This window comes from Shewanella sp. NKUCC05_KAH (genome assembly GCF_019345585.1).
GTDB classification, from domain to species: Bacteria; Pseudomonadota; Gammaproteobacteria; order Enterobacterales; family Shewanellaceae; genus Shewanella; species Shewanella oncorhynchi.
Genome location: NZ_JAHKQZ010000001.1, coordinates 303,146 through 329,792, shown reverse-complemented (window position 1 = coordinate 329,792; position 26,647 = coordinate 303,146). Strand labels below are relative to the sequence as shown.

At 44.4% G+C, this 26,647-nt stretch carries 17 protein-coding genes; 14 read left to right on the top strand and 3 right to left on the bottom strand.

Annotated elements, in window-relative coordinates:
* Window positions 1-94: 94 nt before the first annotated feature.
* Entirely contained in the window at window positions 95-1,321 is a 1,227-nt protein-coding gene (locus KO533_RS01380; RefSeq protein WP_212600209.1) for a spore maturation protein, read from the top strand.
* 142 nt (window positions 1,322-1,463) lie between these two features.
* Here the strand turns inward: KO533_RS01380 and KO533_RS01375 are convergent, their stop codons facing one another.
* Genes KO533_RS01375 through KO533_RS01365 form a run of 3 tightly spaced genes read right to left on the bottom strand, consistent with a single transcriptional unit; the run spans window position 1,464 to window position 5,341 of the window.
* Window positions 1,464-4,103, bottom strand: a complete 2,640-nt coding sequence (locus KO533_RS01375; RefSeq protein WP_219252560.1) for an MlaD family protein — start codon at window positions 4,101-4,103, stop codon at window positions 1,464-1,466.
* On the bottom strand, window positions 4,090-4,707 hold the full coding sequence (locus KO533_RS01370) for a paraquat-inducible protein A (protein WP_105252657.1): 618 nt from the start codon (window positions 4,705-4,707) through the stop codon (window positions 4,090-4,092). Before KO533_RS01370 ends, KO533_RS01375 begins: the two co-directional genes overlap by 14 nt.
* A 1-nt stretch (window position 4,708) precedes the next feature.
* Window positions 4,709-5,341, bottom strand: coding sequence for a paraquat-inducible protein A (locus KO533_RS01365; RefSeq protein WP_173244555.1), 633 nt, complete (start codon window positions 5,339-5,341; stop codon window positions 4,709-4,711).
* 206 nt (window positions 5,342-5,547) lie between these two features.
* On the opposite strand from KO533_RS01365, the gene KO533_RS01360 reads away from it, so the two are divergent.
* From KO533_RS01360 to KO533_RS01300, 13 genes are all read left to right on the top strand, one after another.
* Complete coding sequence (locus KO533_RS01360; protein WP_219252553.1) at window positions 5,548-5,847, top strand: YebG family protein; 300 nt, start codon at window positions 5,548-5,550, stop codon at window positions 5,845-5,847.
* Window positions 5,848-5,864: 17 nt separating this feature from the next.
* Entirely contained in the window at window positions 5,865-6,323 is a 459-nt protein-coding gene (locus KO533_RS01355; RefSeq protein ID WP_219252551.1) for a GAF domain-containing protein, read from the top strand.
* Window positions 6,324-6,602: 279 nt separating this feature from the next.
* Window positions 6,603-7,232, top strand: a complete 630-nt coding sequence (proQ, locus tag KO533_RS01350) for an RNA chaperone ProQ (protein ID WP_028759761.1) — start codon at window positions 6,603-6,605, stop codon at window positions 7,230-7,232.
* Window positions 7,233-7,260: 28 nt separating this feature from the next.
* Window positions 7,261-9,306 carry a carboxy terminal-processing peptidase gene (gene prc, locus KO533_RS01345; RefSeq protein WP_219252548.1) on the top strand — a complete coding sequence of 682 codons (2,046 nt, stop codon included), beginning with the start codon at window positions 7,261-7,263 and terminating at the stop codon, window positions 9,304-9,306.
* Between the two features lie 84 nt (window positions 9,307-9,390).
* Window positions 9,391-11,940, top strand: a complete 2,550-nt coding sequence (pepN, locus tag KO533_RS01340; RefSeq protein ID WP_219252545.1) for an aminopeptidase N — start codon at window positions 9,391-9,393, stop codon at window positions 11,938-11,940.
* 43 nt (window positions 11,941-11,983) lie between these two features.
* Window positions 11,984-12,199 carry a DUF2835 domain-containing protein gene (locus KO533_RS01335; protein WP_028759764.1) on the top strand — a complete coding sequence of 72 codons (216 nt, stop codon included), beginning with the start codon at window positions 11,984-11,986 and terminating at the stop codon, window positions 12,197-12,199.
* A 338-nt stretch (window positions 12,200-12,537) separates the two neighbouring features.
* Window positions 12,538-14,580, top strand: a complete 2,043-nt coding sequence (locus KO533_RS01330) for a DUF1302 domain-containing protein (protein WP_028759765.1) — start codon at window positions 12,538-12,540, stop codon at window positions 14,578-14,580.
* Between the two features lie 13 nt (window positions 14,581-14,593).
* Window positions 14,594-15,958 (top strand): DUF1329 domain-containing protein, encoded by a 1,365-nt coding sequence (locus KO533_RS01325; protein WP_219251591.1) that lies wholly within the window; start codon window positions 14,594-14,596, stop codon window positions 15,956-15,958.
* Between the two features lie 54 nt (window positions 15,959-16,012).
* Window positions 16,013-17,029 carry a YCF48-related protein gene (locus KO533_RS01320; protein WP_219252542.1) on the top strand — a complete coding sequence of 339 codons (1,017 nt, stop codon included), beginning with the start codon at window positions 16,013-16,015 and terminating at the stop codon, window positions 17,027-17,029.
* A 36-nt stretch (window positions 17,030-17,065) separates the two neighbouring features.
* Window positions 17,066-19,381, top strand: a complete 2,316-nt coding sequence (locus KO533_RS01315) for an MMPL family transporter (RefSeq protein WP_113940560.1) — start codon at window positions 17,066-17,068, stop codon at window positions 19,379-19,381.
* 264 nt (window positions 19,382-19,645) lie between these two features.
* Entirely contained in the window at window positions 19,646-24,490 is a 4,845-nt protein-coding gene (locus KO533_RS01310) for an NAD-glutamate dehydrogenase (RefSeq protein ID WP_028759769.1), read from the top strand.
* Between the two features lie 63 nt (window positions 24,491-24,553).
* A complete protein-coding gene (pyrD, locus tag KO533_RS01305; protein WP_219252541.1) occupies window positions 24,554-25,573 on the top strand; it encodes a quinone-dependent dihydroorotate dehydrogenase in 1,020 nt (339 codons plus the stop codon).
* Between the two features lie 200 nt (window positions 25,574-25,773).
* Window positions 25,774-26,307 (top strand): cell division protein ZapC, encoded by a 534-nt coding sequence (locus tag KO533_RS01300; RefSeq protein ID WP_105252649.1) that lies wholly within the window; start codon window positions 25,774-25,776, stop codon window positions 26,305-26,307.
* The last annotated feature ends 340 nt before the right edge of the window (window positions 26,308-26,647 follow it).

Below are 26,647 nucleotides of genomic sequence, written 5' to 3'. Positions count from 1 at the left end.
CGATTTCAGCGATATTGGAATGAGTCGCCATAAAGCTAGCACTCAGTAGCCATGAGCTAATAGAATAAAAACAAATAAAAATAAGGGGATTAGCGTGCTGAATCGCGTGTGGTTGGCTTTTTTTATCACGGCATTGCTGGCAATAGCGGTGCAACTGTTCAATGGACATATAGAAGTATTATCGGCTTCGGTCGCGGCTTTATTTGCAAGTGCTAAGCTTGCCGCTGAAATTTCTCTTGGGCTGATTGGCGTGCTTTCCCTCTGGATGGGATTGATGCAGGTAGGGGAAAAGGCTGGCGTTGTCGGTGCTATTGCCTTTGTGTTTGAGCCATTACTGCGCCGTTTGATGCCTGAAGTGCCCAAGGGGCATCCGGCCTTTGGCAGTATCACGATGAATTTAACAGCGAATATCTTTGGGTTAGATAATGCCGCCACACCACTTGGTTTAAAGGCGATGCATGATTTACAGAGTTTAAATCCGCTAAAAACCGTGGCGACCAATGCGCAAATCTTATTTTTAGTACTCAATACTTCCTCTGTGACCTTAGTGCCTGTGACGGTATTCCTTTACCGTGCCCAGCAAGGTGCCGCTGCGCCTGCGGATATTTTCTTGCCGATTTTACTGGCTACTTCGGCATCGACATTGGCGGGCTTGCTGGTTGTGGCGTTAGTGCAGCGAATTTCATTATTAAACTCAGTGGTGCTCGGTTATGGCGCCTTGATGCTCTCAGGATTAGTGGCGAGTGGTTTTTATCTGATGACCTTAAGTGCTGAGGCCATTGGCACTGTGTCGACGGCAATGGGCAATGGTATTTTGCTGTTATTGGTATTTACCTTCGTGATTGTTGCGGGCATCCGTAAGGTGGCGGTTTATGATGAGTTTATTGATGGGGCGAAGGCGGGTTTTGCCCAATCCATCCAATTGATCCCTTATTTGCTCGCCATGCTATTAGCGATTGGTTTACTGCGTGCATCCGGCGCCTTGGATTATCTGTTGCACTTGATTGCCACTGGTGTGCGGATATTAGGTTTTGATACGCGTTTTGTCGATGCTATGCCGACCGCGCTGATGAAACCTTTTAGTGGCTCAGGCGCCAGAGCCATGATGCTTGAGACAATGGATCACCACGGAGTAGATTCCTTTGCGGGTCGATTAGCGGCGATTTTTCAGGGTAGCACTGAAACCACTTTCTATGTTCTCGCTGTGTATTTTGGTTCTGTGGGTATTCGCCATGGACGCCACGCCTTGGCTTGCGGTTTAACTGCGGACTTTGCTGGGATCAGCGCCGCGATTGCTGTTTGTTATTGGTTTTATGGATAAGGGGGCTAGAGTATTGAGCGATCTAGAATGTCTCAATAACATTGCGAGAGAAGCTAAAAATAAATCAGGCGCATTATGCGCCTGATTTATTTATAAGAGCTTTAACATTAGTGCGTTGGTGTAAGCATTTTGATGAAAAAAATTACTGGGCTGGTGCCCATTGCTGCCATTCGTTTTCGGCTTTGTGTTGTAATCTTAATACTGTGCCAGTCGCTAAATGATTACCCTCTTGAGTCGTGTCCTTAGTCGCCACATTGATGCCGCCAGCGAGTAAGGTTTCCAGCGAGCCCGCTTCGATTTGGGCACCAGAGAAGAGGCCTACATCGACTTTAATCCCTGAGGCATCCCAGAACTGACTGCTTTGATTCACTAAGTGACTGTACTGTGCCTCGATATGGGCCTGCATCAATACACTATTCCCCTGTGTCGATAGGCTATAACCGTCGATTTGACCGACTTTAATCCCTCGGAAGAAGATAGGTGTGCCGACTTTCATTGAGCCTAGGCTAGTATCTTCTAGAATGAATTTCAGCGCATCTTCGGCAACATTGGCATAGCTGCTGGCAGCGAGGTTGGCAACAAACTGGGTCGTTTTTTGACTACTCTTACCCGGTAAGACTCCTATGTAAGGACCTGTGATCAGCGTTTCTGGCGCTTTGATCCCCGCCAGAGAAATTTGTGCATCCACTAAATGATATTCACAGTCACTGCGGCTGAAATGTTCGGCATATTCCCCGTAGAGATATGCGCTAGCTGTGAGTGTATTAAGATCCGCATTGAGCTTTACCTGCGACACTTCACCCACTTGATGACCTTGATAACGAATCGCTGCCTTGGCCGTAAGCTTGCTGGAGGCGGGTAATGTGAGGCGAATTGCCTGCGCCTGAGTTAATGCCAACTGCTTGCTTTCATAGAGTTTTAAGTTAGCTGCATTGCTGGCTTTGTCATTGCTATCAAGCAGTCCCAGACTAATGCTGCCCTTTAATGCCCCTTGTAGCGGGGCAACGGCGACATCAATACCGGCAAGACTGGCACTGATATCCACGGCGCTGTTACGCCAGAATACTTTTGGCTTTTTCAGCAAGGGTTGAAACTGTTTGTCGATAGCGAGCTTGATAGCGAAGTCTTCGGTTTTGCTTTGCCAGTTCACTGAGTCAACTGTGCCAATTTGCATTTTTTTATAATAAATCGGTGAGCCTTGGCTGACATCGGCGCCATCTTGACTGATTAATGTTAAATGCATTTGCTGCTGACGATCATAAAAAGCTGTCGCGGCATCCACAGAGCTAAAGAGGGTCAGAGCGCTGTTAGCAGCTAAAGGTGTGTCGCTGTGACCTTGGATCAAGCTAACTGCACCTTGAGTGAGCGTTGTAAAATCCCTTGCTTTGACTGAGACCCCGTCTAACGATGCGTTTACCGTTAATGCCGACTCAGGCACAAAATAGCTGTCGCTGCGTATTAGACTGGCAAACTCAGGTTGTAGCTCGAGTTGGTATTCCACCGCCGATAAATCTTTGGTTAACTTAACTGCAAGCACGGAACCAATGGGGATTTGCTTGAAGCGAACTTGAGCGCCCGCTGAAATGCCCATGTTTTCGGCTGAGGTTAAGGTCAAGAAACGCTTCTTCGATTGCAGTAAATCAGGCGCTTTGGCTTGTAAGGCAAAGCTGCTTGGTACCGCGCTTTTGGTGTTGATGCCTGGCAGGAAGTTGATCACGCTACCTGTCAGTAAGCGTTCTGGATTCTTAATGCCTGAGAGGGAAATATCAGCACCTTCAAGCCAAAACACGCCGTCGTTAGTTAACAGTGAACCGTATCGAGGTTCAAACTTAGCCACGGCTGTAACACCATTGGACGTGAGTTGTTTACTTAAAATACTGCCAATATTGATGCCGCGATAAACGATACGAGTGCCTTTGTCGACACCGTTAGCGTCAGCCATGGTCAAGCTTATTTCTATGCCGCCAAGGGCGGTGGTTTCTGAATCATAAAGCGAAAAAACGTCACCGTTTTTAGCTATGTCTGCTTTATCGTCAGAGCTGAAACTCACGCCGCCAGCCAGAATGGACGCCAAACTCTCTGAACTGACTTTAACCCCAGTTAGTGAAGCATCAATTTTGACGCCAGAAACATTCCAAAAGTGAGAATTTTTCTTCACTAACCGCGCGTATTGCTCTTGAATGAAAGCGCTGATAATGACTCTTTGATTGCCATCTAAACGATAGCTGACCACGCTACCCACGGGGATTTGGCGAAAAAATATTGGCGAGCCAACATCGAGCGAACCCAGTTTATCGGAGGTCAATTCGACCATCACACCTTCTGAGCCGATTTGCATCGGCGGCGGTTGGCGTTCTGCTTCAAAAAAGGTCGAGGCATTACCTTTCCCTGGTTGGATAGCAATATAGTTACCGGAAAACAGCGCATCTAAGCCTTCAACACCTGTAATACTTGCTTTAGGTGTGACAAGCCAGAAGAGGGTTTCTTTATTCAAGAAAGGCTTAGCGCGGTAGTCCATCATGACCTTGACGTTCACGCCTTTGAGATCTTCATCTATGCCAATGTCTTTCACTTTACCGACAGTCAAACCTTGGTATTTGACTAAGGTTTTACCTACATCAATCCCAGTGGCGCTCGGAAAGTGAATTTGAATTTCAACTCCCGATTCTTTAATGCTCTTAATGCCCAGCCAAGCACCTAATGCCAACGCGACAATAGGAAGCAGCCAAATGGGCGAAAAGAGTTTTTTCTTTACAACTTTCGGCGATTCAATTTGTGTCATCTTGAGGTTCCAATCGATCCCAGAGTAAACGAGTGTCTAAAACTTTTGCGGCTAACTGAGTTAACAGAATCACCAAGGCAAATGCGGTAGCCGCAGGCGCTGGTTTCGCGTCGAGTAATTGTCCCATGTTCACTAATGCCACTGTGATTGAGATGACAAATAAATCGAGCATTGACCAGCGGCCAATCCATTCGATGATGTGAAAACCCACCATCAATTTCTTTTTTGAAATCGGGATATCAAAGCTGATCGCACACAGATAAATGGATAAGCCGATGATTTTAATCCATGGTACTAAAATACTGGCGGTAAACACTATGATGGCAATAGGCAGCATATCTGAATGCACTAAATGTAAAATGCCCGAAAAAATGGTGTCGTGCCGCACTTGCCCTTGATTGGTCAGCATAGTGATAGGGTAAATGTTGGCTGGCACCAGTAAGATGGCAGCGGTAATCAACAAAGCCCAACTTTTTTGCAGGCTGGAATAGTCTCTGACGTGCAACTCAGTTTCACAGCGCTGACAGTGCGTGAGTTCACTGCTGTTGAGTTGGCGACACACTTTACAGAGACATAGGCCGATATCTTTACCTTGTTGTTTCATATCAGCTATGACCTTCCAATAACGTCCACATATGTTCTAAGTCGTATTCTCTTTGTAGAAACAAGGTCACGAGAAACAGCATAGTGAAGCAAAATGTGCCCATACCAAAATAAATGTCCGAAAAATCAGATAGCTGAAATGATGAAACTAAGAAGCTGATCACATAAATTTCCAGCATAGTGAGCTGCGATAAGATACCATGAAATTTTAATAACTGCTTCAATGAGTTACGCCAAAAAAGGCTACTCAATCCCCATTTCACAATTAAAATCTGTGTCAATATCGATAACAGTAATAAGCCTGGACCTATCACAGCTGCGGCAAGTACGGCGACACCTACAACCCAATAGCCTTGGTCAAATACTGCAAATGCCCCTTGGAAAACCGTGGTAGTACGAATACTGCCGAAAAAGTGGATCTCGAGTACGGGTAAAAAATTAGCAGGGAAATAAAACACTAATGCCGAAATACATAGGGCTAACATACCATTCACGGAGCAGTATGGCGTGTCATAAAGTGCAGTGCTGCAACGAGGACAGATTGCTCTAACGCCGCTAGGCAAGGCACGTTTGCGGACTGCTAAATCGCAGGAGCGGCATAGGGTTACTGAATTTTCTGCTGCGTTTTCATGCATATAAAAATATATATTAGCCTAATAGGAGTAATAACAGCGAGATCGGTGCAAAGTGTCGTGCTAGTTAGCTGTTCAGCCACGTCTAGCGCTTTATAATCTTGGCAACGAAAGTACGCTAATAATATCAGATTAATCAGAACACTTGCATCACAAGTTCAATCTATGTCACTCTAGTTACTGTATATAAAAACAGTGCGAGGGCAGTCATGGCAGTAATAACACAGTTTGTCGTGGTCAGAGAAGGGGTTGAAAAGATGACATTCACATCTAAGAAGGAGGCTGATGCCTACGATAAGATGCTCGATATCGCCGATAACCTTATCCCCTTCATTCAAAAAGCTGATGTGGGTATAGATGAAAGTGTGGGTGAAAAGCTCGCATTCTATTTTGCTAACAATAAAGATGAGCTGACGAACTTGCTTAAAGGCGCCGTTCAGGTTAATAGTACGCCAACGAATCCGCCTGCAGCGAAAAAAGCGGCTAAAAAGACCGAAGCAGCAGAATAAAATTGTTAGGAAATGTAATGAAATCGAAATTTTATGAGTCACTTAACCGTCAAGCCTTGGCCTTGTTGGAAGGGGAAGACGACCTTGTTGCGGCGATGGCGAATTTTTCAGCTTTGCTCAATGATAATTTAACTGAGCTGAACTGGGTGGGATTCTACGTTATGCGTGGCGAACAACTAGTATTAGGCCCGTTTCAAGGTAAAGTGGCTTGTACACGCATTCCGTTAGGAAAAGGTGTGTGTGGTACTGCAGCATTCACTAATCAAACTCAGCGAGTGGCTGATGTCCATCAATTTGATGGTCATATTGCCTGTGATTCTGCCAGTAATTCTGAAATCGTTGTGCCAGTTCGTGCGCAAAGTAACGTGGTTGCCGTGCTCGATATTGACAGTCCTATCTTCGATCGTTTCGATCAAGAAGACCAAAAGGGGCTGGAATTACTGGTTAAAAGTTTTGAAAACTGCCTATTTGATTAATTTGCGTACAATAACGCATAATTCATAGTCGCAATCGGTGGCGTGCGCCTTATAATATGGCCTGCACGCATTAAGCTGGTTTGATTGGCATGCAATGAATAAGCTTAGTGTTTTGAGCTGTCAAAATTTGTTAAGGTATATTTTTTAACTTTAGTAAACGCGGCTAGGATGCTAATTTGTACGTTGACTCAATATTGAGTTTAACGAAGATAAACGACATGTAAGAAGCTGATATATATCACCTCGAATCGATGTCCCTTTTTGACTGTGGAAGTAATGATGGAATCAACAGAAAAGTTGACCGACACCAATGCAATTTTGGCGTATTTGTATGAAACATTTCCTTTGTGCTTTATTGCTGAAGGTGAAACTAAGCCATTAAAAATCGGATTGTTTCAAGATTTGGCTGAAAGGTTGGCTGATGATTCTAAAGTCAGTAAAACTCAGCTCAGAGTTGCCTTGAGACGTTACACCAGCAGCTGGCGCTATTTAAAGTGCGTTAAAGCGGGCGCACAACGCGTAAACCTGGATGGCGAACCTTGCGGCGAGTTAGAGCAAGAGCACATTGATCATGCTCAAGCCATGTTGAAAGAGAGTCAGGATAAGGCCAAAGCGAAACGTGCAGCACTTGCACCTAAGCCCGCGGCGAAGAAAGCACCTAAAAAGGTGGCTGTTCCTCAGCGTCCTAAAACTGAGCGTCCTGCTAAGCCTGCGCCAAAAGCTGCAGCGCCAGTCGTCAATTATGTTCAAGCACAATTGACTGATTTAACGAAAAAACAACGCGTCAATGTTAAATTAGGTATGACACCCGTAGCCGGTGTGATTACTGACATTAACAAGGAAGATATTCATGTTCAGCTTGATAGTGGCCTAACGATTAAAGTTAGAGCAGAACATATCCTGCTGTAATCATTTATTAAAACGGAGTAACTTGTTGATGCGAAAACTCACTTTGGCTACCTCGATCGCCACTGTTTTTGTCGGATTCTCGGCTTGGGCCGTACCACCCACGATTCAAATCAGCGAGTTACCCACTCTCAAGCAGGAAGCGCAACATAAGGTTGCGAGCAAAAGGGTAACGGACTTATACACTCGTTCGCACTATCATAGATTCAATCTTGATGACGCCTTTTCTGCGCAAATTTTTGATCGTTATCTACAGCAGTTAGACTATCGCCGTAATGTGTTAACCCAAGCGGATGTCGATAGTTTTAAACCTTATGCAACCCAATTCGATGACATGCTCAGTTCTGGTGAACTTGAGCCTGCCTATAAAATGTTTGATATCGTCCAAAAGCGCCGCTATGAAGGCTTTGTCTATGCTTTATCTCTATTAGATAAAGAGATGGATTTTTCTGCGCCCGGTGATGCCTATGAGTACGATCGCGATGAGGCCGCATGGCCAAAAGACCAGACAGAAATTAATGAGTTATGGCGTCAACGTGTTAAATACGATGCACTAAATCTTAAACTCACAGGTAAGCAATGGCCTGAGATTGTTGATATCCTCCAAAAGCGTTACAACAATGCAATTAAACGGTTGATTCAAACTAACAGTGAAGACGTGTTCCAAGGCGTGATGAATGCCTTCTCGCGTAGCATTGAGCCACATACAAGTTACCTTTCACCACGCAATGCTGAACGTTTCCAAATGGAAATGAACTTGAGCCTTGAAGGCATTGGTGCTCAACTGCAACTTGAAGACGATTACACTGTCATTAAAAGTTTAATTACTGGCGGCCCTGCTGCGGGCAGTGAAAAACTGTCGCCGGAAGACAAGATTGTCGGCGTCGGTCAAGAAGGCGGTGAAATTGTTGATGTGATTGGCTGGCGTTTAGACGACGTAGTTGATCTGATCAAAGGGCCTAAGGGCAGTAAAGTTGTACTGCAAATTTTACCGAAGAAAGGCGGTTCGAATGCGAAGCCATTCGATGTTACCTTAGTTCGCGATAAAATTCGCCTTGAAGACAGAGCGGCAACCTCTAAGGTGATTGAACCTAAAGACGGCGAGTATGCTAGTCGCAAAGTCGGTGTGATCCAAATTCCTGGTTTCTATATGAATTTGTCGCAGGACGTTGAAAAAGAGCTAGTGAAGTTAAACGACGCCAAAGTAGAAGGCATAGTCATCGACCTTAGAGGTAACGGTGGGGGTGCATTAACGGAAGCCGTGCTGCTGACGGGACTCTTTATCGATATGGGCCCTGTAGTGCAAATTCGTGATGCCGATGGACGAGTGTCTGCGCATCGTGATAACGACGGTAAAACCAGTTATGCAGGACCATTGACTGTGATGGTTGACCGTTACAGTGCTTCAGCCTCTGAAATTTTTGCTGCCGCATTGCAAGATTATGACCGTGCACTGATCGTCGGTGAGTCGAGTTTTGGGAAAGGCACAGTACAGCAGCATAAGAGCCTAGGCCGTATCTACGACATGTATGAGAAGCCAATTGGCCATGTGCAGTATACGATTCAAAAGTTCTACCGTATTAATGGTGGTAGTACACAGATTAAAGGTGTGACCCCCAACATTGCTTACCCAAGTGCGTTGGAGCCGGGCGAGTACGGTGAAGCTGAAGAGAAAAATGCTTTACCTTGGGATAAAGTGCCTATGGCGCAATATGGTACGCTCAATGATGTGACGCCTGAGTTAGTGACTAGCCTTGAGGCCAAGCACCTTAACCGCATCAAAAGCAGCGTAGAGTTTGCTTATATCAATCAAGATATTGCCGACTTTAAAAAGCACCACAAAGAGAAGACAGTTTCTCTGGTTGAAAGTGAGCGCATTGCCTCCCGCGAAGCCGATGAGAAGAAAGTCCTCGATAGAACGAACGAGCGCCGAGTCGCCAATGGTTTAGCACCGGTTAAATCAATGGAAGACATTAAAGACGACGCTGAATTGCCAGATGCATTTTTAGACGAAACCGCTTATATCACCTTAGATATGGCTGATGTGCAAAAAATGGCTAAAACTAGTGCTAAGTAGGCGCTAGTCGAGTCGATTTATCCGATATCAAAACGCGCTTATGGCGCGTTTTTTCTTATTTAGATCAGCGTTAAAGGGATCGAAATGACACAAGCTCAAGCAAAATACTTAAAAGATTATCAAGCGCCACTTTTTACGATAGAGACTATCGATTTAGCTTTTAATTTGGCAGGCAATGAAACCCAAGTGCAGGCGATCAGTCGTATAAAACGCACTTCAAAACATGCACAAGCCTTAGTGTTGGATGGCGAAGATTTGACCATTGTTTCACTGACAGTTAATGGTGATGCTGTGCCTTACCATGTTAGTGCGGGTCAATTAGTTCTAGAAACTGAGCTTGATGAGTTTGAACTGAACATTACCACTAAGCTTGATCCTGAAGCTAATTCGAGCCTTGAAGGGCTCTATATGTCCGATGGTGCCTACTGCACGCAATGCGAGGCAGAGGGCTTTCGACGTATCACTTATTTCCTTGATCGCCCTGATATATTAGCTAAATACACAGTTCGTATCGAAGCCGATAGAGCCGCATTCCCGTTTTTACTGAGTAACGGTAATTTGATTGATCAAGGTGAGTTAGATGACGGACGCCATTATGTTTGCTGGCAAGATCCATTTCCAAAACCAGCGTATTTATTTGCATTAGTCGCTGGCGATTTTGATCTATTGCAAGATGAGTTCATTACTCGCAGTCGCCGTAAAGTGATCCTGCAAGTGTTCGTTGATAAAGGTAATTTACATAAAGCACACCATGCGATGGCATCACTTAAGAAATCCATGGCATGGGATGAGAGCCGTTTTGATCTTGAGTATGATTTAGATATTTACATGATAGTGGCCGTCGACTTTTTCAATATGGGTGCGATGGAAAACAAAGGCTTAAATATCTTTAACACTAAATATGTGCTTGCAGATACCTTAACGGCCACCGACGAGGATTATCACGGCATTGAATCGGTTGTAGGCCATGAGTATTTTCATAATTGGACAGGAAACCGCGTAACGTGCCGCGATTGGTTCCAATTAAGTTTAAAAGAAGGCTTAACGGTTTTTCGCGATCAAGAATTTAGCTCAGATTTAGGCTCTCGTGCTGTGAATCGAATTCACGCAATTAAAGTGATCAAAAATCAGCAATTTGCAGAAGATTCTGGCCCTATGTCCCATCCTATTCGTCCAGAATCTGTCATTGAGATGAATAATTTCTACACTGTGACTGTGTATAACAAGGGCGCTGAAGTCATCCGCATGATGCACACTTTGCTCGGCGAAGAAAAGTTTCAGGCGGGAATGAAACTGTATTTTAAACGCCACGACGGTCAAGCTGTCACCTGTGATGATTTTGTGGCGGCAATGGAAGATGCCAGCGGAGTGGATTTAACCCAATTCCGTTTATGGTATAGCCAAGCCGGTACGCCGATTGTGACTGCGATGGACAGTTTTGATGCGCAAACGGGCGTTTATCAATTGACCCTTAAACAAAGTCTAGTGAACTGTGCATCACCGCTGCATATTCCGTTTAGCTTAGAGCTCTTAGATGCGAAGGGCCATTCTTTAGTGAATGAGATTCTCGATTTTACTCAAACTGAACAAGTGTTTAGCTTTGATGGACTCACTCACAAACCCGTCGCTTCGTTACTGCAAAACTTTTCCGCTCCCGTCAAATTACAATATCGATTCAATGTGGATCAACTCGTTCACTTGATGCGTTTTGCTAGCAGCGAAGTGGCGCGTTGGGAAGCTTCTGTGACCTTAGTGAGCCAAGCTATTTGGCAAAATGTGGCGAGTTTACAACAGCAACAAGCTATGGCTCTCGATCCCCGTGTGCGCGATAGTTTTAAAGGTGTGTTGTTAGACACTGAGCTTGATCCGGCATTGATCGCCGAAATATTAGCGATACCTACGGCTTCGGCTTTGATTGAGCAAACAGAGAATGTTGATCTAGATGCGTTAGCTTTAGCACGTGAATTTGTACTAATAGAGCTCGCTTCACATAGTGAAGATGAATTGATTGCGCTATATCGTTCTTTAGTCGCAGTAGAGAGTACGCAGGCAAGAGCCCTTAAAAATCAGTGTTTAACTTGGTTAGCTCGGGTGTCGGATGAGGCTGAGGGGTTAGTGATTTCTCAGTTCGATAACGCCAGTAATATGACGGATTCTCTTGGTGCGTTGACGGCAGCCAATGTTGGGAATTTACCTTGTCGTGATGAACTGATGACGACATTTGAGCTACGTTGGCAGGATACACCATTGGTGATGGATAAATGGTTTATGTTGCAAGCGACCCGTGATGCAGATGATGTGATTGAGTGTTTGCGTCAGTTGCAGCAACACAAGTGCTTTAGTATGAGCAATCCAAACCGAGTGCGTGCTTTAGTGGGCAGTTTTGCTGCCGGTAATATTTATCAATTCCACCATAGAGACGGTAAGGGTTATGCTTTCTTAACCGAATGCTTAATGACCCTTAATAAGCTCAATCCGCAGGTTGCGGCCCGTATGGTGACGCCATTGATCCAGTATCATAAATTCGACTTAGGCCGCCAAACCTTGATAAAAGCCTGTTTAGGGCAACTTTTGGCTTTGCCTGACTTATCTAAGGATATGTACGAAAAAGTCTCTAAAGCATTGGCAAAATAGCAGTTTGTAGGAGGAGGGCAGCAGTCTGTGCTGCCCTGATATTATGGAACTGTATTTCAAACTATCGATCAGCTATCGAGATTTCTTACCTTATTATCAAGGGCTTGCCGATAAAGTCGAGGTTCGTGAAACTCAAGGGCGGATTTTGTGGATTAATGGCCGTCATTTTAGGCGTTTTTTAACCGAAAATGGCATTCAAGGCTATTTCAAATTGGTTTTAGATGACAAGGGACAATTTGTTTCATTAAATCGAGTTTAGTCTTAATTTGTTTATCTTTACTTAGAGCAATTACTTTAAACGGTCGGCTGATTACTAAGCTCGCTTTGTGATATTTTATTTTTAAATATGTTAATGAATTATATGATTTTTTAATGTGTTTTTATGTTTCTTTCCTATTCCGCTTTTCGCTAATTTAAATCTCTCCTTTTTAGTTAAGGGTACAAATGTACCTACATGCTTAATTCTTTAGAAAATTTTCTCTAACTGCGCCTTGCTCAAGGGGATTAATTGCTGTAACAATGATGTTACCTGTGAGCTAACAAGATGTTGGTTGTAATTCCTAAAACAAAGAATCCAGCAGGGTACGGAGAGCTAAAATGAAAATTGTTAAAAATAGTTTTAACAAATCGGCGCTTGCTTTGGGGGTGGCGTCTGCATTGAGTTTGTTAATGATCCCAAGTGTTAATGCAGTATCTTTTAATTGGGGAGAGGTTGAGGGCACATTTGACTCAACTTGGACTGCTGGTGCGAGCTGGCGTGTAGGGGAGCGCGATTGGGAAGGTCAAATTGGTAAGGTTAATCAACCCCAATTCGATTGGTCTAATTACAGCGCATTTGGCAATACTAAATACACTTCTGCTGAGATTTGGGCCCAGCCCGGATCGTATTCCAGTAACAATGACTTAAGTAATTTACTTTATTCTCAAGGCGATACTACGTCCGAAATCGTTAAAGGTTTGCATGAATTGTCATTGAAATACAAAAACTACGGTTTATTCGCCCGTGGTATGTATTTCTATGATCGTAAACTCAATGACGGTAATTATGATTTTAATGATCCGCTAACGGGCAAAGAGTTTGACCCTTGCGAAGATAACCGTGCTTCAGAAGTTCAATGTAAAGATATTCGCTTACTCGATGCGTTTGTGTATGGCAACTTTGACCTCAACGATGGCGCTAATCCATTATCTATTCGTGTAGGTAATCAAGTGGTGTCATGGGGTGAAAGTACACTGATTGCCCATGGGATCAGTGAAATCAACGCTGTGGATTTGAACATACTTAACGCGCCTGGTGCTGAACTCAAAGAAGCGTTCAGACCGCAAGGTATGGTGTGGGCTTCCCTTGGTTTGACGGATTCATTAACGGTAGAAGCATTCTATCAATATGATTGGCAACCTATTTGGGTACCAACGCCGGGTTCTATTTTTGCGACTAACGATTTTGCGGGTTTCGGTGGTTACGCTCAAAACGCTCAGCTTGGGTTTAATGCTAACCCTGACATCAATTTAGACTTTGTGATGCAAGAATACGAGCGTTTAGCGGGCATGATTGCCAGCGGTCAATCTATTCCGACACAGCAATTGGTTTCTATGGCCTTAGCTTACCCAACAAAAGTGACGTTAGTGCAGGATGAGGCAGAGCCAAGCAATGATGGCCAATACGGTATTAAGCTGGGTTATTACGCGCCTTCACTGGGTGAAACCGAATTTGGTTTTTATTTCATGAATTATCATAGCCGTCGTCCTCTTATCAGTGGTACTGCCGCCGATTTTAGCACGGGTGCACTTTTGTCTGATCTGGCGACCATAGGTCAAAACTCGGGTAACATTGATCGTGAATTGCTGCTCAATTTGAAGAGTTTCTCTAAGGCGCAAATCGTTTATCCAGAGGATATCAAGCTTTACGGTTTCAGTTTCAATACCTTGGTTGGTGATACCTCTGTCGCGGCTGAAATTGCCCATCGTCAGGATGAACCACTGCAAATCGATGACGTAGAATTGTTGTTTGCCGGTATGCCACAGCAGTTAGCTAACGCTGGTCTTCGTCCAGATCTCGATGGTATTTCACAGATTAAAGATGTTAAGCCGGGTGAAACCGTCGATGGCTTTATCCGTCTTGATACCACTCAGGCGCAGATGACTTTCACCCATTTATTTGGTCCAACGTTAGGTTTAGATAACTTGACTATGTTGGCCGAAGTGGGTGGCGTGTGGATCCATGATATGCCAGGTTTTGATGAGCTACGTCTCAATGGTCCTGGTACGTCACGTTCTGGCGGCAACCCAGATATGCCCGGCATCATTCAAGCCTTGCACAATGGTCCTGAAACTAACCCGTTCCCAACCGACTTTGCTTGGGGATACCGTTTAGTTGGAAAGGCGGATTTCAACAACGTATTTGCTGGGGTCAATATGTCTCCACGGGTGATTTTCTCCCATGACGTTGATGGTATTACACCTGATCCTATGTTCCTGTTCACGGAAGGGCGTAAGTCTGTCGCGCTAGGCGTTAACTTCGACTATCAAAACCGTTGGGGTGCAGATATCTCCTATAACAATTTCTTTGGCGGTGTCGGTACGACGAATGCGATGGCAGATCGTGATTATGTTTCATTCAATATCAAGTATTCGATCTAAAAGGACTCAAACAATGAAGAAACTGACGATATTGGCGAGTGCAGTCATGCTGGCGTTCGCAGCGCCAGTCGCTATGGCTAAGATATCAGAAGCTGATGCGGCAAAACTTGGCAATGAACTTACCCCTTTAGGTGCTGAAAAAGCAGGTAATGCTGATGGTTCTATTCCTGCGTGGGATGGTGGTATTACTAAGCCTGTGGCGGGTTATACCAAAGGGATGCATCACCCAGATCCTTTCCCTGAGGATAAGATTGAATTTACTATTACCAATGCTAACAAAGCGCAATATAAAGATTTTTTAACGCCGGGTCAGGTGAAGCTGTTCGAACTTTATCCTGATACCTACAAGATGAATGTGTATAAGACTCGCCGTAGCGCCTCTGTACCACAGTTCGTTTACGATGCGACTAAAGTTAACGCGACTCGTGCTGAACTGATTGCACAGGGCAATGGTATTTCTGGCGCGGCTATTGGTATTCCATTCCCGATCCCTGCAAATGGTTTAGAAGCCATTTGGAACCACATTTTGCGTTTTCGTGGTATCGATATCGAAACTTCCCGTAGCCAAGCTGCACCGACAGCCGATGGTAGCTATAGCTTAGTCGAAACGGCTGAGGAAATTCGCTTCGAATATTCTCGTCCAGAAATTACCTTAGATCAGCTTAAAGCCAGCAATACGCTGTTCTACTTTAAGCAAGTGGTGACTCAGCCTGCACGTTTAGCTGGTACAGCCTTATTGGTTAAAGAAACCATGGATCAAGAGGCGCTTCCCCGCCAAGCTTGGACCTATAACACAGGTCAACGTCGAGTACGTAAAGCGCCGAACGTGGCTTTTGATACACCGGGTACAGTGTCAGATGGTCTGCGTACGACAGATGATTTCGATATGTTTAACGGCTCTCCAGTGCGTTACAACTGGGAACTGGTTGGCAAAAAAGAAATTTATATCCCGTACAACGATTACAAACTGCATTCAGATAAGCTGAAATATGACCAAATATTGAAACCTGGTCATGTGAATCCTGAATACGTTCGTTGGGAAAAACACCGCGTATGGCAAGTGAGGGCGACGCTGAAAGATGGTATGCGCCACATTTATAAAGTGCGCGATATGTACCTTGATGAAGATTCATGGCAAGTGTCAATCGCCGATCTCTACGACAACCGTGATCAGTTGTATCGTGTAGCCGTTGCACATGGCTTGAATTACTACGAAGTACCTGCTCAGTGGGATACTTTAGAAGTCTTCCATGATTTGCAATCCCGTCGTTATCTCGCCATGGGCTTAGACAACCAAAGTGGCATGTATAACTTTGATGCCAAACTGACTGAAGCTAACTTTACCCCCGATGCATTGCGTCGTGAAGGTATCCGTTAATAGGCCACGTACAAAGGGGCGCTTAGCGCCCCTCATTAGTTTAAGGAAGTTTGTATGTCGTTTCGCATCCTTCAGTGTGTCGCTGTATTAAGTTTCGGTGGCGCTTTTTTTCCTTCTACGTTATCTGCAATGCCCTCTGATCCGATTTTTTCTCAAGTTCAACCTCTTGCTGCTTCATCTTTGATTTTAGATATTGCCAACGTAGGTGCAGGTTTAATGGCTGTGGGTGAACGTGGCCATGCTCTGGTGTATGACGGCAGTTGGCATCAAGTGGTAACGCCCGTGAGTTCACAGCTGACCAAAGTCTTTTTTCTCAATGAAAAACGCGGTTGGGCTGTAGGTCATGATGCAACCATTTTACAGACTCAGGATGGTGGCCAAACTTGGCAGCAGCAGATGCATTCGCCCGAGATTGAAAAGCCATTCCTCGATGTGGTGTTTTTAGACGAAAACAATGGTATTGCCATTGGTGCTTACGGTTTGTTTTATCGCACTAATGATGGCGGCGCCCATTGGAGTGATGAGTTTCATGAGGAGCTTTTAGCTGAAGAAGATGTGGCTTATTTGGCGGAGTTAAAAGGCAGCGATCAATCGGCCTATTTGAGTGCGCGCGCTTCATTATTGCCGCACTTTAATCGTATTTTAACCTTAACCGATGGACGTTTATTATTGGTTGGCGAGCTGGGCTTAGTCGCTGTTTCTGGCGATCAAGGTAAAACATTTACGCGTACTAATTTTGATTACGATGGTTCTATGTTTAACGCCGTAGAAACGAAAAATGCTGTGTATGTGATGGGCCTTCGCGGTCATATATTCAAAGCTGATGTGAGTTTAAGCCAATGGAATCAGATAGAACTGCCTGTGCAATCCTCAATCAACGGTGCCATGGTTGTTTCTGACGACGCGCTATATTTAGTGGGTAATGCGGGGATAGTGATCAAGCTAAATGAGGACGACACTAGCAGTATCGTGACTCGTCGCCAAGGGGAAAACTTAGTGTCTATTGCGAAGGATAATCAAGGGAATATGTGGTTATCCGGCAGCCAAGGGCTGTTTATTCTTAAGCCATAAAATTTTAAAACTACAATAAATAACAGGGCCGAGAAGATGTTAGAAAAACTGGTCAACGGATTTGAGTCATTTTTGTTTCGCAATCGCGCATGGGTCGTCGGTATTTTTGTGTTTTTGACGTTGTTTTTTGGCTATCAGGCCAGTCAACTCAAAATGGATGCGGCTTTTATCAAAAATATTCCACTGCAGCACAGTTATATGCAGACCTACCTGAAACACCAAAAAGATTTTGGTGGTGCCAACAGCATCATGGTGGCGGTTGAGGATACCAGCGGTAATATTTTTAATGCTAACTATTTTGATACCTTAAAAAACGTGCATGATCAGCTGTTTTTTATTCCAGGGGTTGATCGTGCGCAGGTGAAATCAATTTTTTCGCCTTCCACTCGTTTTACGGAAGTCGTTGAGGATGGTTTTGCTGGCGGGCCAGTTATTCCAGCGGATTTTTCAACTTCAGTGTCTGGGTTAGAAACGGTTCGCGATAATATTGAAAAAGCAGGGATTGTCGGCCGATTAATTGCTAACGATTACAGTGCGGCTATGGTGTCGGCTCAATTAATGGATTTTGATCCACAGACGGGTAAACCGCTTGATACCATTGCTTTTGCTGCACAATTAGAAAAAGAGCTTAGGGGCAAGTTCGAAACCGATAAGGTTAAAATTCACATCATAGGTTTCGCCAAAATGGCGGGGGATGTGGCTGATGGTGCTAAGGGTGTATTGCTGTTCTTCGTGATCGCGATTTTGGTCACCGCCATCATGGTTTACCTCTTTTCTAAATCAATCATCTTGACCATGCTGCCACTGGTCTGCAGTTTAACGGCTGTGGTCTGGCAGCTTGGTTTATTGACTGTGATAGGTTTCGGTCTCGATCCTATGTCGATTCTGGTACCGTTTTTAGTCTTCGCCATCGGTGTGAGCCACGGGGTGCAGATCATCAATGCTGTACGGCGTCGAGTGCTCGACGGGCAAACGACAAAAGCGGCTTCGGCGTCGGCATTTCGTAGTTTATTAGTGCCGGGTGGTGTGGCATTACTGTCCGATACTGTTGGTTTTATTACCCTGTTATTTATCGATATTGGGATTATTCGCGAGCTGGCGATTTCTGCCTCGCTCGGTGTTGGCGTGATCATTTTCACTAACCTTATCCTGTTGCCTTTGGTGATTTCTTTTACTGAAATCAAAGTCAATAAACACGCAGAACCGACCGCTGAAGAAGTGCGAACTGAGGCTATTTGGCGCTTCATGGCGCGTTTTGCAACGCCTAAATATGCTGTGGTAGTCATTATTGCCACTGTGGTGTTGTATTTTGTGGGTCTGCAACAAGCTAATCAGATGAAGATTGGTGATCTACAGGGCGGCGCGCCAGCGTTACATCAAGATTCGCGTTATAACCTCGATACCTTCTTCATCACAGATCATTTCTCTATCACCACAGATGTGATGACTGTGATTGTTGAGGCAGCACCTGAAGCCTGTACTTACCACGATGTGCTCACTCAAATTGATCAGTTTGAGTGGTTAGTGCGCAATACCCCTGGGGTGGAGTCGACTGTGAGTTTGGCGTCAGTCGCTAAAAAAGTGAATGCAGGCTTCAACGAAGGTAATCCAAGATGGGAAGTGTTGCCGCGTACAACGGCGAGCTTAGTACAGGCTATTGGCCAAATTCCCACGACTTCAGGTTTATTAAATGGCGATTGTTCTGTCATGCCTGTGTATCTGTTTATGAAAGATCACAAGGCCGAAACCATAGAAACTGTGGTCGCTAAGGTCAAAGCCGTCGCCGCGAAAATGGACAACGAGAAGTTGCAGTTTAAACTGGCGTCGGGTCCTGTGGGTGTAATGGCAGCGACTAACGAAGCGGTGGCTGAGGCACAGTTACCTATGATGATATACGTCTATGGTGCAGTGTTTGTACTCTGCTTAATCAGCTTTAAATCTTTTAAAGCCACTGTGGCGGTCATTATTCCGTTATATGTCGTGTCGACACTGGCACAAGCTTTGATGACTCAGCTCGATATTGGCTTAGCTGTCAGTACCTTACCTGTCATTGCGCTGGGGGTTGGTATTGGTGTGGACTATGGTATTTATATCCTCTCGACTATGTCGTCTAAGCTATCGAATGGTATGCCAGTACAGCAGGCTTACTATGAGGCGTTGGTCGAACGGGGTAGTGCGGTGATCTTTACTGGCCTTACATTGGCGATTGGTGTCAGTACTTGGTTCTTCTCGGCGCTTAAATTCCAAATGGACATGGGAATATTGTTAACATTCATGTTTGTGGTAAATATGCTCGGTGCCATAATTATCCTACCTGCATTGGCCGCCATTTTCTGGCGCCAGCCTAAGTAGAGTCTACAAATGGGGAGCTAAGCTCCCCATTTACTTTTGAATACTTAGTCTGCTTTATCGATTGTTTGGTCATTTGTCATTCCTTGTTTACGCCAATACTGGATTTCAAGAGGATGTACCACTAAAATTTTCCTCGAAATACAGCGGTTTTAGTAATAAACTTCGCGCGACGATCTAGATCACATTAATTTATCTGCGATTGTTAAGCCGAAGCATCCAAATAATGAAAAAAGCGCTGCCATAGACGCTTAAGGAAACAGCAACATGGCCTTGAAAGATGCAATGCCTTCAGTACTACTTGAAAATGTAGTCAGTTTAATTCACGCTAAAGTCCCTAATTCACAAGCCAAGCAAGTTGAACAGTTCGCCACCTGCCTTTATGCCCACATGTCGAAAGACGATCTCAATGCGCGTAATGACAGTGATTTATACGGTGCGGTTCTCAGTTTATGGAACGCCCTGAACAAAACACCAAAAGGTAACACTCATCTGAGAGTGTTCAATCCTAGCCAAGCCAAACACGGCTGGCAATCGACTCACTCGATCATTGAAGTTATCCAACCTGACATGCCATTCTTGGTCGATTCAGTTGGTATGGCATTGAATCGTATGGGTATTACTGCTCACATGATGTTGCACACTCCACTGGCGATTGAGCGTTCAGAAAGTGGTGTGACGAATGTCACTTATCTTAATAAGAGCCCTGAAAGTACTGAGCATGTCGCCGTATTTTTGATTGAAATTGACCGTCAAAGCAGCACGGTTGATATCAAAGCATTAGAGCGCGAAATTCAGTCTGTGCTTGCCGATGTCGCTTCATCAGTTAACGACTGGGAAGTCATGTCTGCCAAGTTGGCTGAGATGATTAAGGAATTGCCAAAACGTCCGTTCCCGGGCGATAAGCAAGAGTTAGAAGAAGCGATTAACTTCCTGACTTACTTGAATAATCATCACTTTACGCTATTAGGTTACCGTCAATACGATTTGAAACGTGTCGAAGGTGACGTTGAGTTAGTGCCTAATATCGCCTCTAGTTTAGGTTTGATGAACAAGCACACTAAAGCGCAACCTGAGCAAGGTTTGTTGTTATCTAGCTTCTCCGATAGTGCCCGCAAAGAAGCCTTAGATCACAGCTTACTGATCCTCACTAAGAGCAGCGCTAAGAGCCGCGTGCATCGCCCAGCTTATGTCGATTATATCGGTATTAAGCGTTTCGATAAGAAAGGCAATGTGATTGGCGAAGATAGATTTATCGGTTTATATGCGTCAAACCTGTATAACCGCAGTCCACGTGAAATCCCACTGCTGAATGAAAAAGTGCAGCGTGTGTTAGATCGTTCAGGCTTGACCCCACGTTCACACGACTATAAAGCCCTGCTAAACATCCTTGAGAATTTACCTCGTGACGAGCTAATTCAAGCCAATGTTGATGATTTATCGCACATGGCCCATGGCGTGTTAGAAATGCAAGACAGAGACAAGCTGAAACTCTTTGTACGCAAAGATGGCTTTGGCCGTTTCTTATCCTGTTTAGTGTACGTTTCTAAGGATCGTTACAACACTAAACTCCGCCAAGATACTCAACGTATTCTGGCCCAGCACTTTAACAGCAAAGAAGATGTAGAGTTTACGACTTATTTCTCCGAGTCGACGCTAGCCCGCACTCACTACATAGTCAAAGTTGATAACAATAATATGGATGTAGATGTGGCTGCCATAGAGAACAACTTAATAGAAGCGGCACGTTCGTGGGAAGATAAGTTAAGCACTGCGCTTAACAGTGCACTCGGCGAAGAAGCTGGCACTCATCTGACTAAGCGTTATTTCAATGCGTTCGAGCAAAGCTATAAAGAAGACGTATTGCCAAGTTCTGCCGTCGTCGACATGCAACAGCTCGAAGCACTGGATGACGAACACAAGCTCGGCATGTTGTTCTATCAACCGCAGGAAGCGGCGCTGAACGACAATAAAGTGCGTTTAAAGCTATTCCATAAAGATGAGCCTATTCATCTTTCTGACGTGCTGCCAATGCTCGAAAACTTTGGTCTGCGCGTGATCAACGAGCGTCCATATGAAGTCACGACTTCAGACGGTTCTACCTTCTGGATCTTAGACTTCTTGATGACAGTTAAAGTCGTCAACACAGATAACATCGCTGATAGCCAAGATAGATTCCAAACTGCACTGTCACAAGTGTGGCAAAAGAAGTTAGAAGATGACGGCTTCAACCGCATTATTCTAGCGTCAGGTTTAACGGGCCGTGAAGTCTCTGTATTGCGCGCGTATGCGAAATACATGCGTCAAATCGATGCGACTTTCAGTCAGTCATATATTGAAGAAACCTTCGGTCGTTACCCACAAATCGCTGATTTGTTGGTGAAGATGTTCATCCGTAAATTTAACCCTAAACTGAAAACTCGTACTCTGGGCAAGTTTTTGGAGCAGATCAATTTACGTTTAGACGAAGTGTCTAGCTTAGATGATGACCGTATTATTCGTCGTTATTTAGACTTGATTAACGCCACTCTGCGTACCAACTTCTACCAACTGGATGCCAAAGGCGAATCTAAGAGTTATATCTCGTTTAAATTCATGCCTTCACTGATCCCTGAAATGCCACGTCCACTGCCGAAATTCGAAATATTCGTTTATTCGCCACGGGTTGAAGGTGTGCATTTACGTTACGGTAAAGTGGCTCGTGGTGGTCTGCGTTGGTCAGATCGCCGTGAAGACTTCCGTACCGAAGTATTAGGTCTGGTAAAAGCACAGCAAGTAAAAAACACTGTGATCGTGCCTGTGGGGGCTAAAGGTGGCTTTGTTTGTAAACAATTGCCAACTGAAGGCGGCCGTGAAGCTTTCTTCACCGAAGGTCAAGAATGTTACCGCATCTTTATCCGTGCCTTGCTCGATATTACCGATAACATTTTGAACGGTGAAATCGTCCATCCATTGGATGTGGTTCGTCACGATGAAGATGACCCATATTTAGTGGTAGCAGCCGATAAAGGCACAGCGACATTCTCTGATATCGCGAACTCGATTTCCCTCGAATACCGCTTCTGGCTCGGTGATGCATTCGCATCGGGTGGCAGCAACGGTTATGACCATAAGAAAATGGGTATCACGGCCAAAGGCGGCTGGGAATCGGTTAAGCGTCATTTCCGCGAAGTCGGTATTGATTGTCAAACCACAGACTTTACCTGTTTAGGTATAGGTGATATGGCGGGCGACGTATTCGGTAACGGTATGTTGTTGTCTAAGCACACTAAACTGGTTGCAGCCTTTAACCACATGCATATCTTTATTGATCCAAATCCGGATACGGCATTAAGTTATGATGAACGGGCGCGTTTATTCGCTCTGCCACGTTCAAGCTGGGAAGACTACAGCAGCAAGTTGATTTCTAAAGGTGGCGGTATTTTCCTCCGTTCATCTAAATCCATTCCATTATCGGCAGAGATGAAGCAAATGTTGGCCACAGAGAAAACCTCTATGACCCCAACTGAGCTGATGAAAGAACTGTTGAAAATGCCAGTGGATTTGATCTGGAACGGCGGTATCGGTACGTATGTGAAATCTTCACGTGAAACCCACGCTGAAGTCGGCGATCGTGCCAACGATGCTCTACGTGTCAACGGTGGCGAACTGCGCGCTAAGATAGTCGGCGAGGGCGGTAACTTAGGTTGTACTCAGTTAGGTCGTATTGAATATGCGTCTAATGGCGGTCGCATCAACACTGACTTCGTGGATAACGTTGGTGGTGTGGACTGTTCAGACAACGAAGTGAACATCAAGATTTTGCTGAACGCTATGGTGACTGAAGGTGAACTGACGCTTAAGCAGCGTAACCGTTTACTGGAAGAAATGACCGAAGAAGTCGGCCAAATCGTACTGCAAGACTGTAAAGATCAAACTCGTACTATCTCTGTGACTCAAGTGCGCGGTGCTGAGCAGTTAAAAGAGCAGATCCGCTTTATCCAGTACCTCGAAAAAGAAGGCAAGTTAGACAGAGCGTTAGAGTTCTTACCGTCTGACGATGAGCTAGCTGAACGTTTAGCCAGTGGTCGTGCATTAACGCGCCCAGAGCTATCAGTATTGGTTGCTTATGCGAAAATGGTGCTGAAAGAGCAATTAGTGACCCCAGAAATCACTGAAGATACACTGTTAAGCCAACTGCTTATCGCGTATTTCCCGAAAAAACTTCAGGAAAAATACAGCGACAAAATGGCAACCCATCCACTGCGTGGCGAAATCATTGCGACCTCACTCGCCAATGAACTCGTCAACGACATGGGCTTGAATTTTGTTCAACGTATGCAAGATGAGACTGGTGCCTCAGTTGCCGACGCGGCAATTTGTTACACTATGGCTCGCGAAGTATTTGGTTTAGCTGAATTAACTAAATCGATCACTGACTTAAACGGCATAGTTCCGGCTGTGGTTCAAGGTGAAATGCTGCATCAGTTACGCCGCAATATGCGTCGTGCTAGCCGCTGGTTCCTACGTCACCGTAACCGCTCTTGGAGCATCGAACAAACCGTTGCCTTCTTCAAACCGGTATTTGAACAAATTAAAGATAATGTTCATTTATATCTGGTCGAAGAAGAAGCTAAAGGTATCCAATCTGAGATCAATGCTTTGGTCAAAGAAAACGTACCACAAGCTGTGGCAACGATTGTGGCTAACATGAGCACCTTGTTCTCTGCCTTAGACATTGCCCAAATTGCGCAAACAGAAGATAAGACAGTGGCATTAGTGGCTGAAACTTACTTCAAACTCGGCGCCCGCGTTGAGCTGCACTGGTTCTTAGAACAGATCAGCGCTCAACCTGTAGCGAACCATTGGCAAGCACTGGCTCGTGCCGCCTTTAGGGAAGAGTTAGATTGGCAACAACGTGCATTAAGTTCAGTTGTCTTAAGAACTTGCAGTGCAACCTGTGATGCCGAAAGTGTGATTTCTCAGTGGATTGAGATAAATCAAGGCTTATTGGAAAGATGGTTCCACATGCTAGCTGACTTTAAAACGTCGCAAATCCATGAGTTTGCTAAGTTCTCTGTCGCCCTACGTGAACTTAACCTTCTGATCCTTCATTGCGAAGGCCAAAAGTAAACTTATTATAACAATCAGAAGCCCTGGCGATCGCCGGGGCTTTTTTTAGGTCGAGGAAAGTACATGTTTTATAAAATCGCACAGAAAGTCATGTTTCAGATGGATCCTGAGCGAGCTCATCATCTTGCTATAGGCAGTTTAAAAATGACCGCTAATAGCCCGTTAACGTGTCTATATGGACAAACGATTGCACCCGCTCCTGTCAGCTTTATGGGGTTGACCTTTCCTAACCCAGTGGGACTCGCTGCCGGTATGGACAAGGACGGCGAATCGATTGATGCCTTTCATGCGATGGGATTTGGTCATATTGAAGTGGGTACAGTTACCCCAAGACCACAGCCTGGTAACGATTTACCCCGTCTATTTAGATTAAAGCCTGCCAAAGGCATCATTAATCGCATGGGGTTTAATAATAAGGGTGTCGATAATCTGGTCAAAAATTTGATCGCTAAAAAGACCGATATTATGGTTGGCGTCAATATTGGCAAAAATAAAGACACGCCAGTAGAACAAGGTAAAGACGATTATTTGATTTGCATGGATAAAGTTTATCTCCATGCGGCTTATATTGCGGTGAATATTTCATCACCCAATACCCCAGGATTGCGATCGCTACAATATGGCGATCTATTAGATGAATTATTGAGCTCAATTAAAACCAAGCAACTTGAGCTGGCCGAAAAGCATAAAAAATACGTGCCCATCGCGCTTAAAATTGCTCCAGATTTAACCATCGAAGAAATTGAAAATATCGCGCAAGCTTTGATTAAAAACAAATTTGATGGCGCAATTGCGACCAATACTACTTTAACACGTGATGGTGTTAGCGGTCTTGCCAACGCCAATGAAAGCGGCGGCTTAAGTGGCAAACCTTTAACTGAGCTGTCTACTAAAGTGATTAAGCAATTGGCAATTTGTTTGAAAGGGCAGATCCCGATCATAGGTGTGGGTGGTATTAATAGCGCTGAAGATGCCTTAGCCAAATTCGATGCGGGCGCCACTATGATTCAGATTTATTCAGGTTTTATTTATCAAGGTCCGAAGTTAATTAAAGAAATAGTGAATGCATACCGCTTGAAATAATGATCTTAGGATTAATATAACGATCTAAAATAAGATCTTATTCTTTAACAGCGATCTAAAATGATCCTTAGATCGCTGTTAAGATCTTACAATAGAACGACTAAGTAACTGTTAAATAATTTGTATTTTATTATTTTTATTTTGATATTGGATAAAATATCTACTATTATGTCCCAGTGTTCAAATATTGGGTCACCGTTATGTTATTAATGCCGCAAAAAGATTGGCAATGGAAATATAACGATTCGTATGGTGTATTAGGCGTATCGTTAGGTTCCGAGATAGAATTTCTGACGTCTTATAAAGCAAAATTACTCATTCCAGATGCCTTATCAAGCATGGAGTTTAATATTGCGCACGCCAAATTCTATATGAACTTACTCGATAGATTACCTAAAACCCTGTCTTTATCCGATGCCGCTATTGTTCAAATTGCCCTCAATGCCACCGCAGCCCATTTTATGTTGACACCGCAAATGCCTAAATCATGGTTTTTTGATACCAGTGATGTCTGTGTTTATAGCGATGTGGGTAAAGTCTTTGAGCTTAAATGCCAAAAGCAAAGAGTGCTCGCCCTCGTGGTTGAAAATACCCTACAGTCCGCGCTAGTGATGTTATTGTCACCTGAATGTGTTTTGTCGGGTGCAAAAACTATGGTGCAGTTTGAAACCATCAAAGTGATGCATAATCGCTTACACCCACTACGTGCACAGCGCCACGTGGTTGCGGCATAGCGTGTTTGCAGATCAATAGTCATTATTGGTTTTTGATACTCACTACTAGGCTCTAATTCGCTTAAATCTCCATGGCATTTGTGTGCTATTCGTACTCTTTTCTGTTAAGAAAGCCTTTTTTCTAAGATTAGTCACGTGGATTTTCAACGCCTTTTTATTTAATGCTACCCAATGATAATTTGTGAGTCTGATTACTCTCAACTCGGCTCAGCTTTTTCTATCAAATAGAAGGAGAGTGACGAGGCCAAGAAGTACGCAGAGCAGTTTGGTGAGCACAATATTCCGCCATGGGTTGCCAGCATCATAAAGTGAACTGATTCCTTACTGATAATAAGCTCAC

What these genes read in the sequence shown, in the direction of transcription:
- KO533_RS01375 (WP_219252560.1), bottom strand. Translation starts at nt 4,103, where the DNA reads ATGACACAAATTGAATCGCCGAAAGTTGTAAAGAAAAAACTCTTTTCG.
- KO533_RS01370 (WP_105252657.1), bottom strand. Translation starts at nt 4,707, where the DNA reads ATGAAACAACAAGGTAAAGATATCGGCCTATGTCTCTGTAAAGTGTGT.
- KO533_RS01365 (WP_173244555.1), bottom strand. Translation starts at nt 5,341, where the DNA reads ATGCATGAAAACGCAGCAGAAAATTCAGTAACCCTATGCCGCTCCTGC.
- KO533_RS01360 (WP_219252553.1), top strand. Translation starts at nt 5,548, where the DNA reads ATGGCAGTAATAACACAGTTTGTCGTGGTCAGAGAAGGGGTTGAAAAG.
- KO533_RS01355 (WP_219252551.1), top strand. Translation starts at nt 5,865, where the DNA reads ATGAAATCGAAATTTTATGAGTCACTTAACCGTCAAGCCTTGGCCTTG.
- proQ (WP_028759761.1), top strand. Translation starts at nt 6,603, where the DNA reads ATGGAATCAACAGAAAAGTTGACCGACACCAATGCAATTTTGGCGTAT.
- prc (WP_219252548.1), top strand. Translation starts at nt 7,261, where the DNA reads ATGCGAAAACTCACTTTGGCTACCTCGATCGCCACTGTTTTTGTCGGA.
- pepN (WP_219252545.1), top strand. Translation starts at nt 9,391, where the DNA reads ATGACACAAGCTCAAGCAAAATACTTAAAAGATTATCAAGCGCCACTT.
- KO533_RS01335 (WP_028759764.1), top strand. Translation starts at nt 11,984, where the DNA reads ATGGAACTGTATTTCAAACTATCGATCAGCTATCGAGATTTCTTACCT.
- KO533_RS01330 (WP_028759765.1), top strand. Translation starts at nt 12,538, where the DNA reads ATGAAAATTGTTAAAAATAGTTTTAACAAATCGGCGCTTGCTTTGGGG.
- KO533_RS01325 (WP_219251591.1), top strand. Translation starts at nt 14,594, where the DNA reads ATGAAGAAACTGACGATATTGGCGAGTGCAGTCATGCTGGCGTTCGCA.
- KO533_RS01320 (WP_219252542.1), top strand. Translation starts at nt 16,013, where the DNA reads ATGTCGTTTCGCATCCTTCAGTGTGTCGCTGTATTAAGTTTCGGTGGC.
- KO533_RS01315 (WP_113940560.1), top strand. Translation starts at nt 17,066, where the DNA reads ATGTTAGAAAAACTGGTCAACGGATTTGAGTCATTTTTGTTTCGCAAT.
- KO533_RS01310 (WP_028759769.1), top strand. Translation starts at nt 19,646, where the DNA reads ATGGCCTTGAAAGATGCAATGCCTTCAGTACTACTTGAAAATGTAGTC.
- pyrD (WP_219252541.1), top strand. Translation starts at nt 24,554, where the DNA reads ATGTTTTATAAAATCGCACAGAAAGTCATGTTTCAGATGGATCCTGAG.
- KO533_RS01300 (WP_105252649.1), top strand. Translation starts at nt 25,774, where the DNA reads ATGTTATTAATGCCGCAAAAAGATTGGCAATGGAAATATAACGATTCG.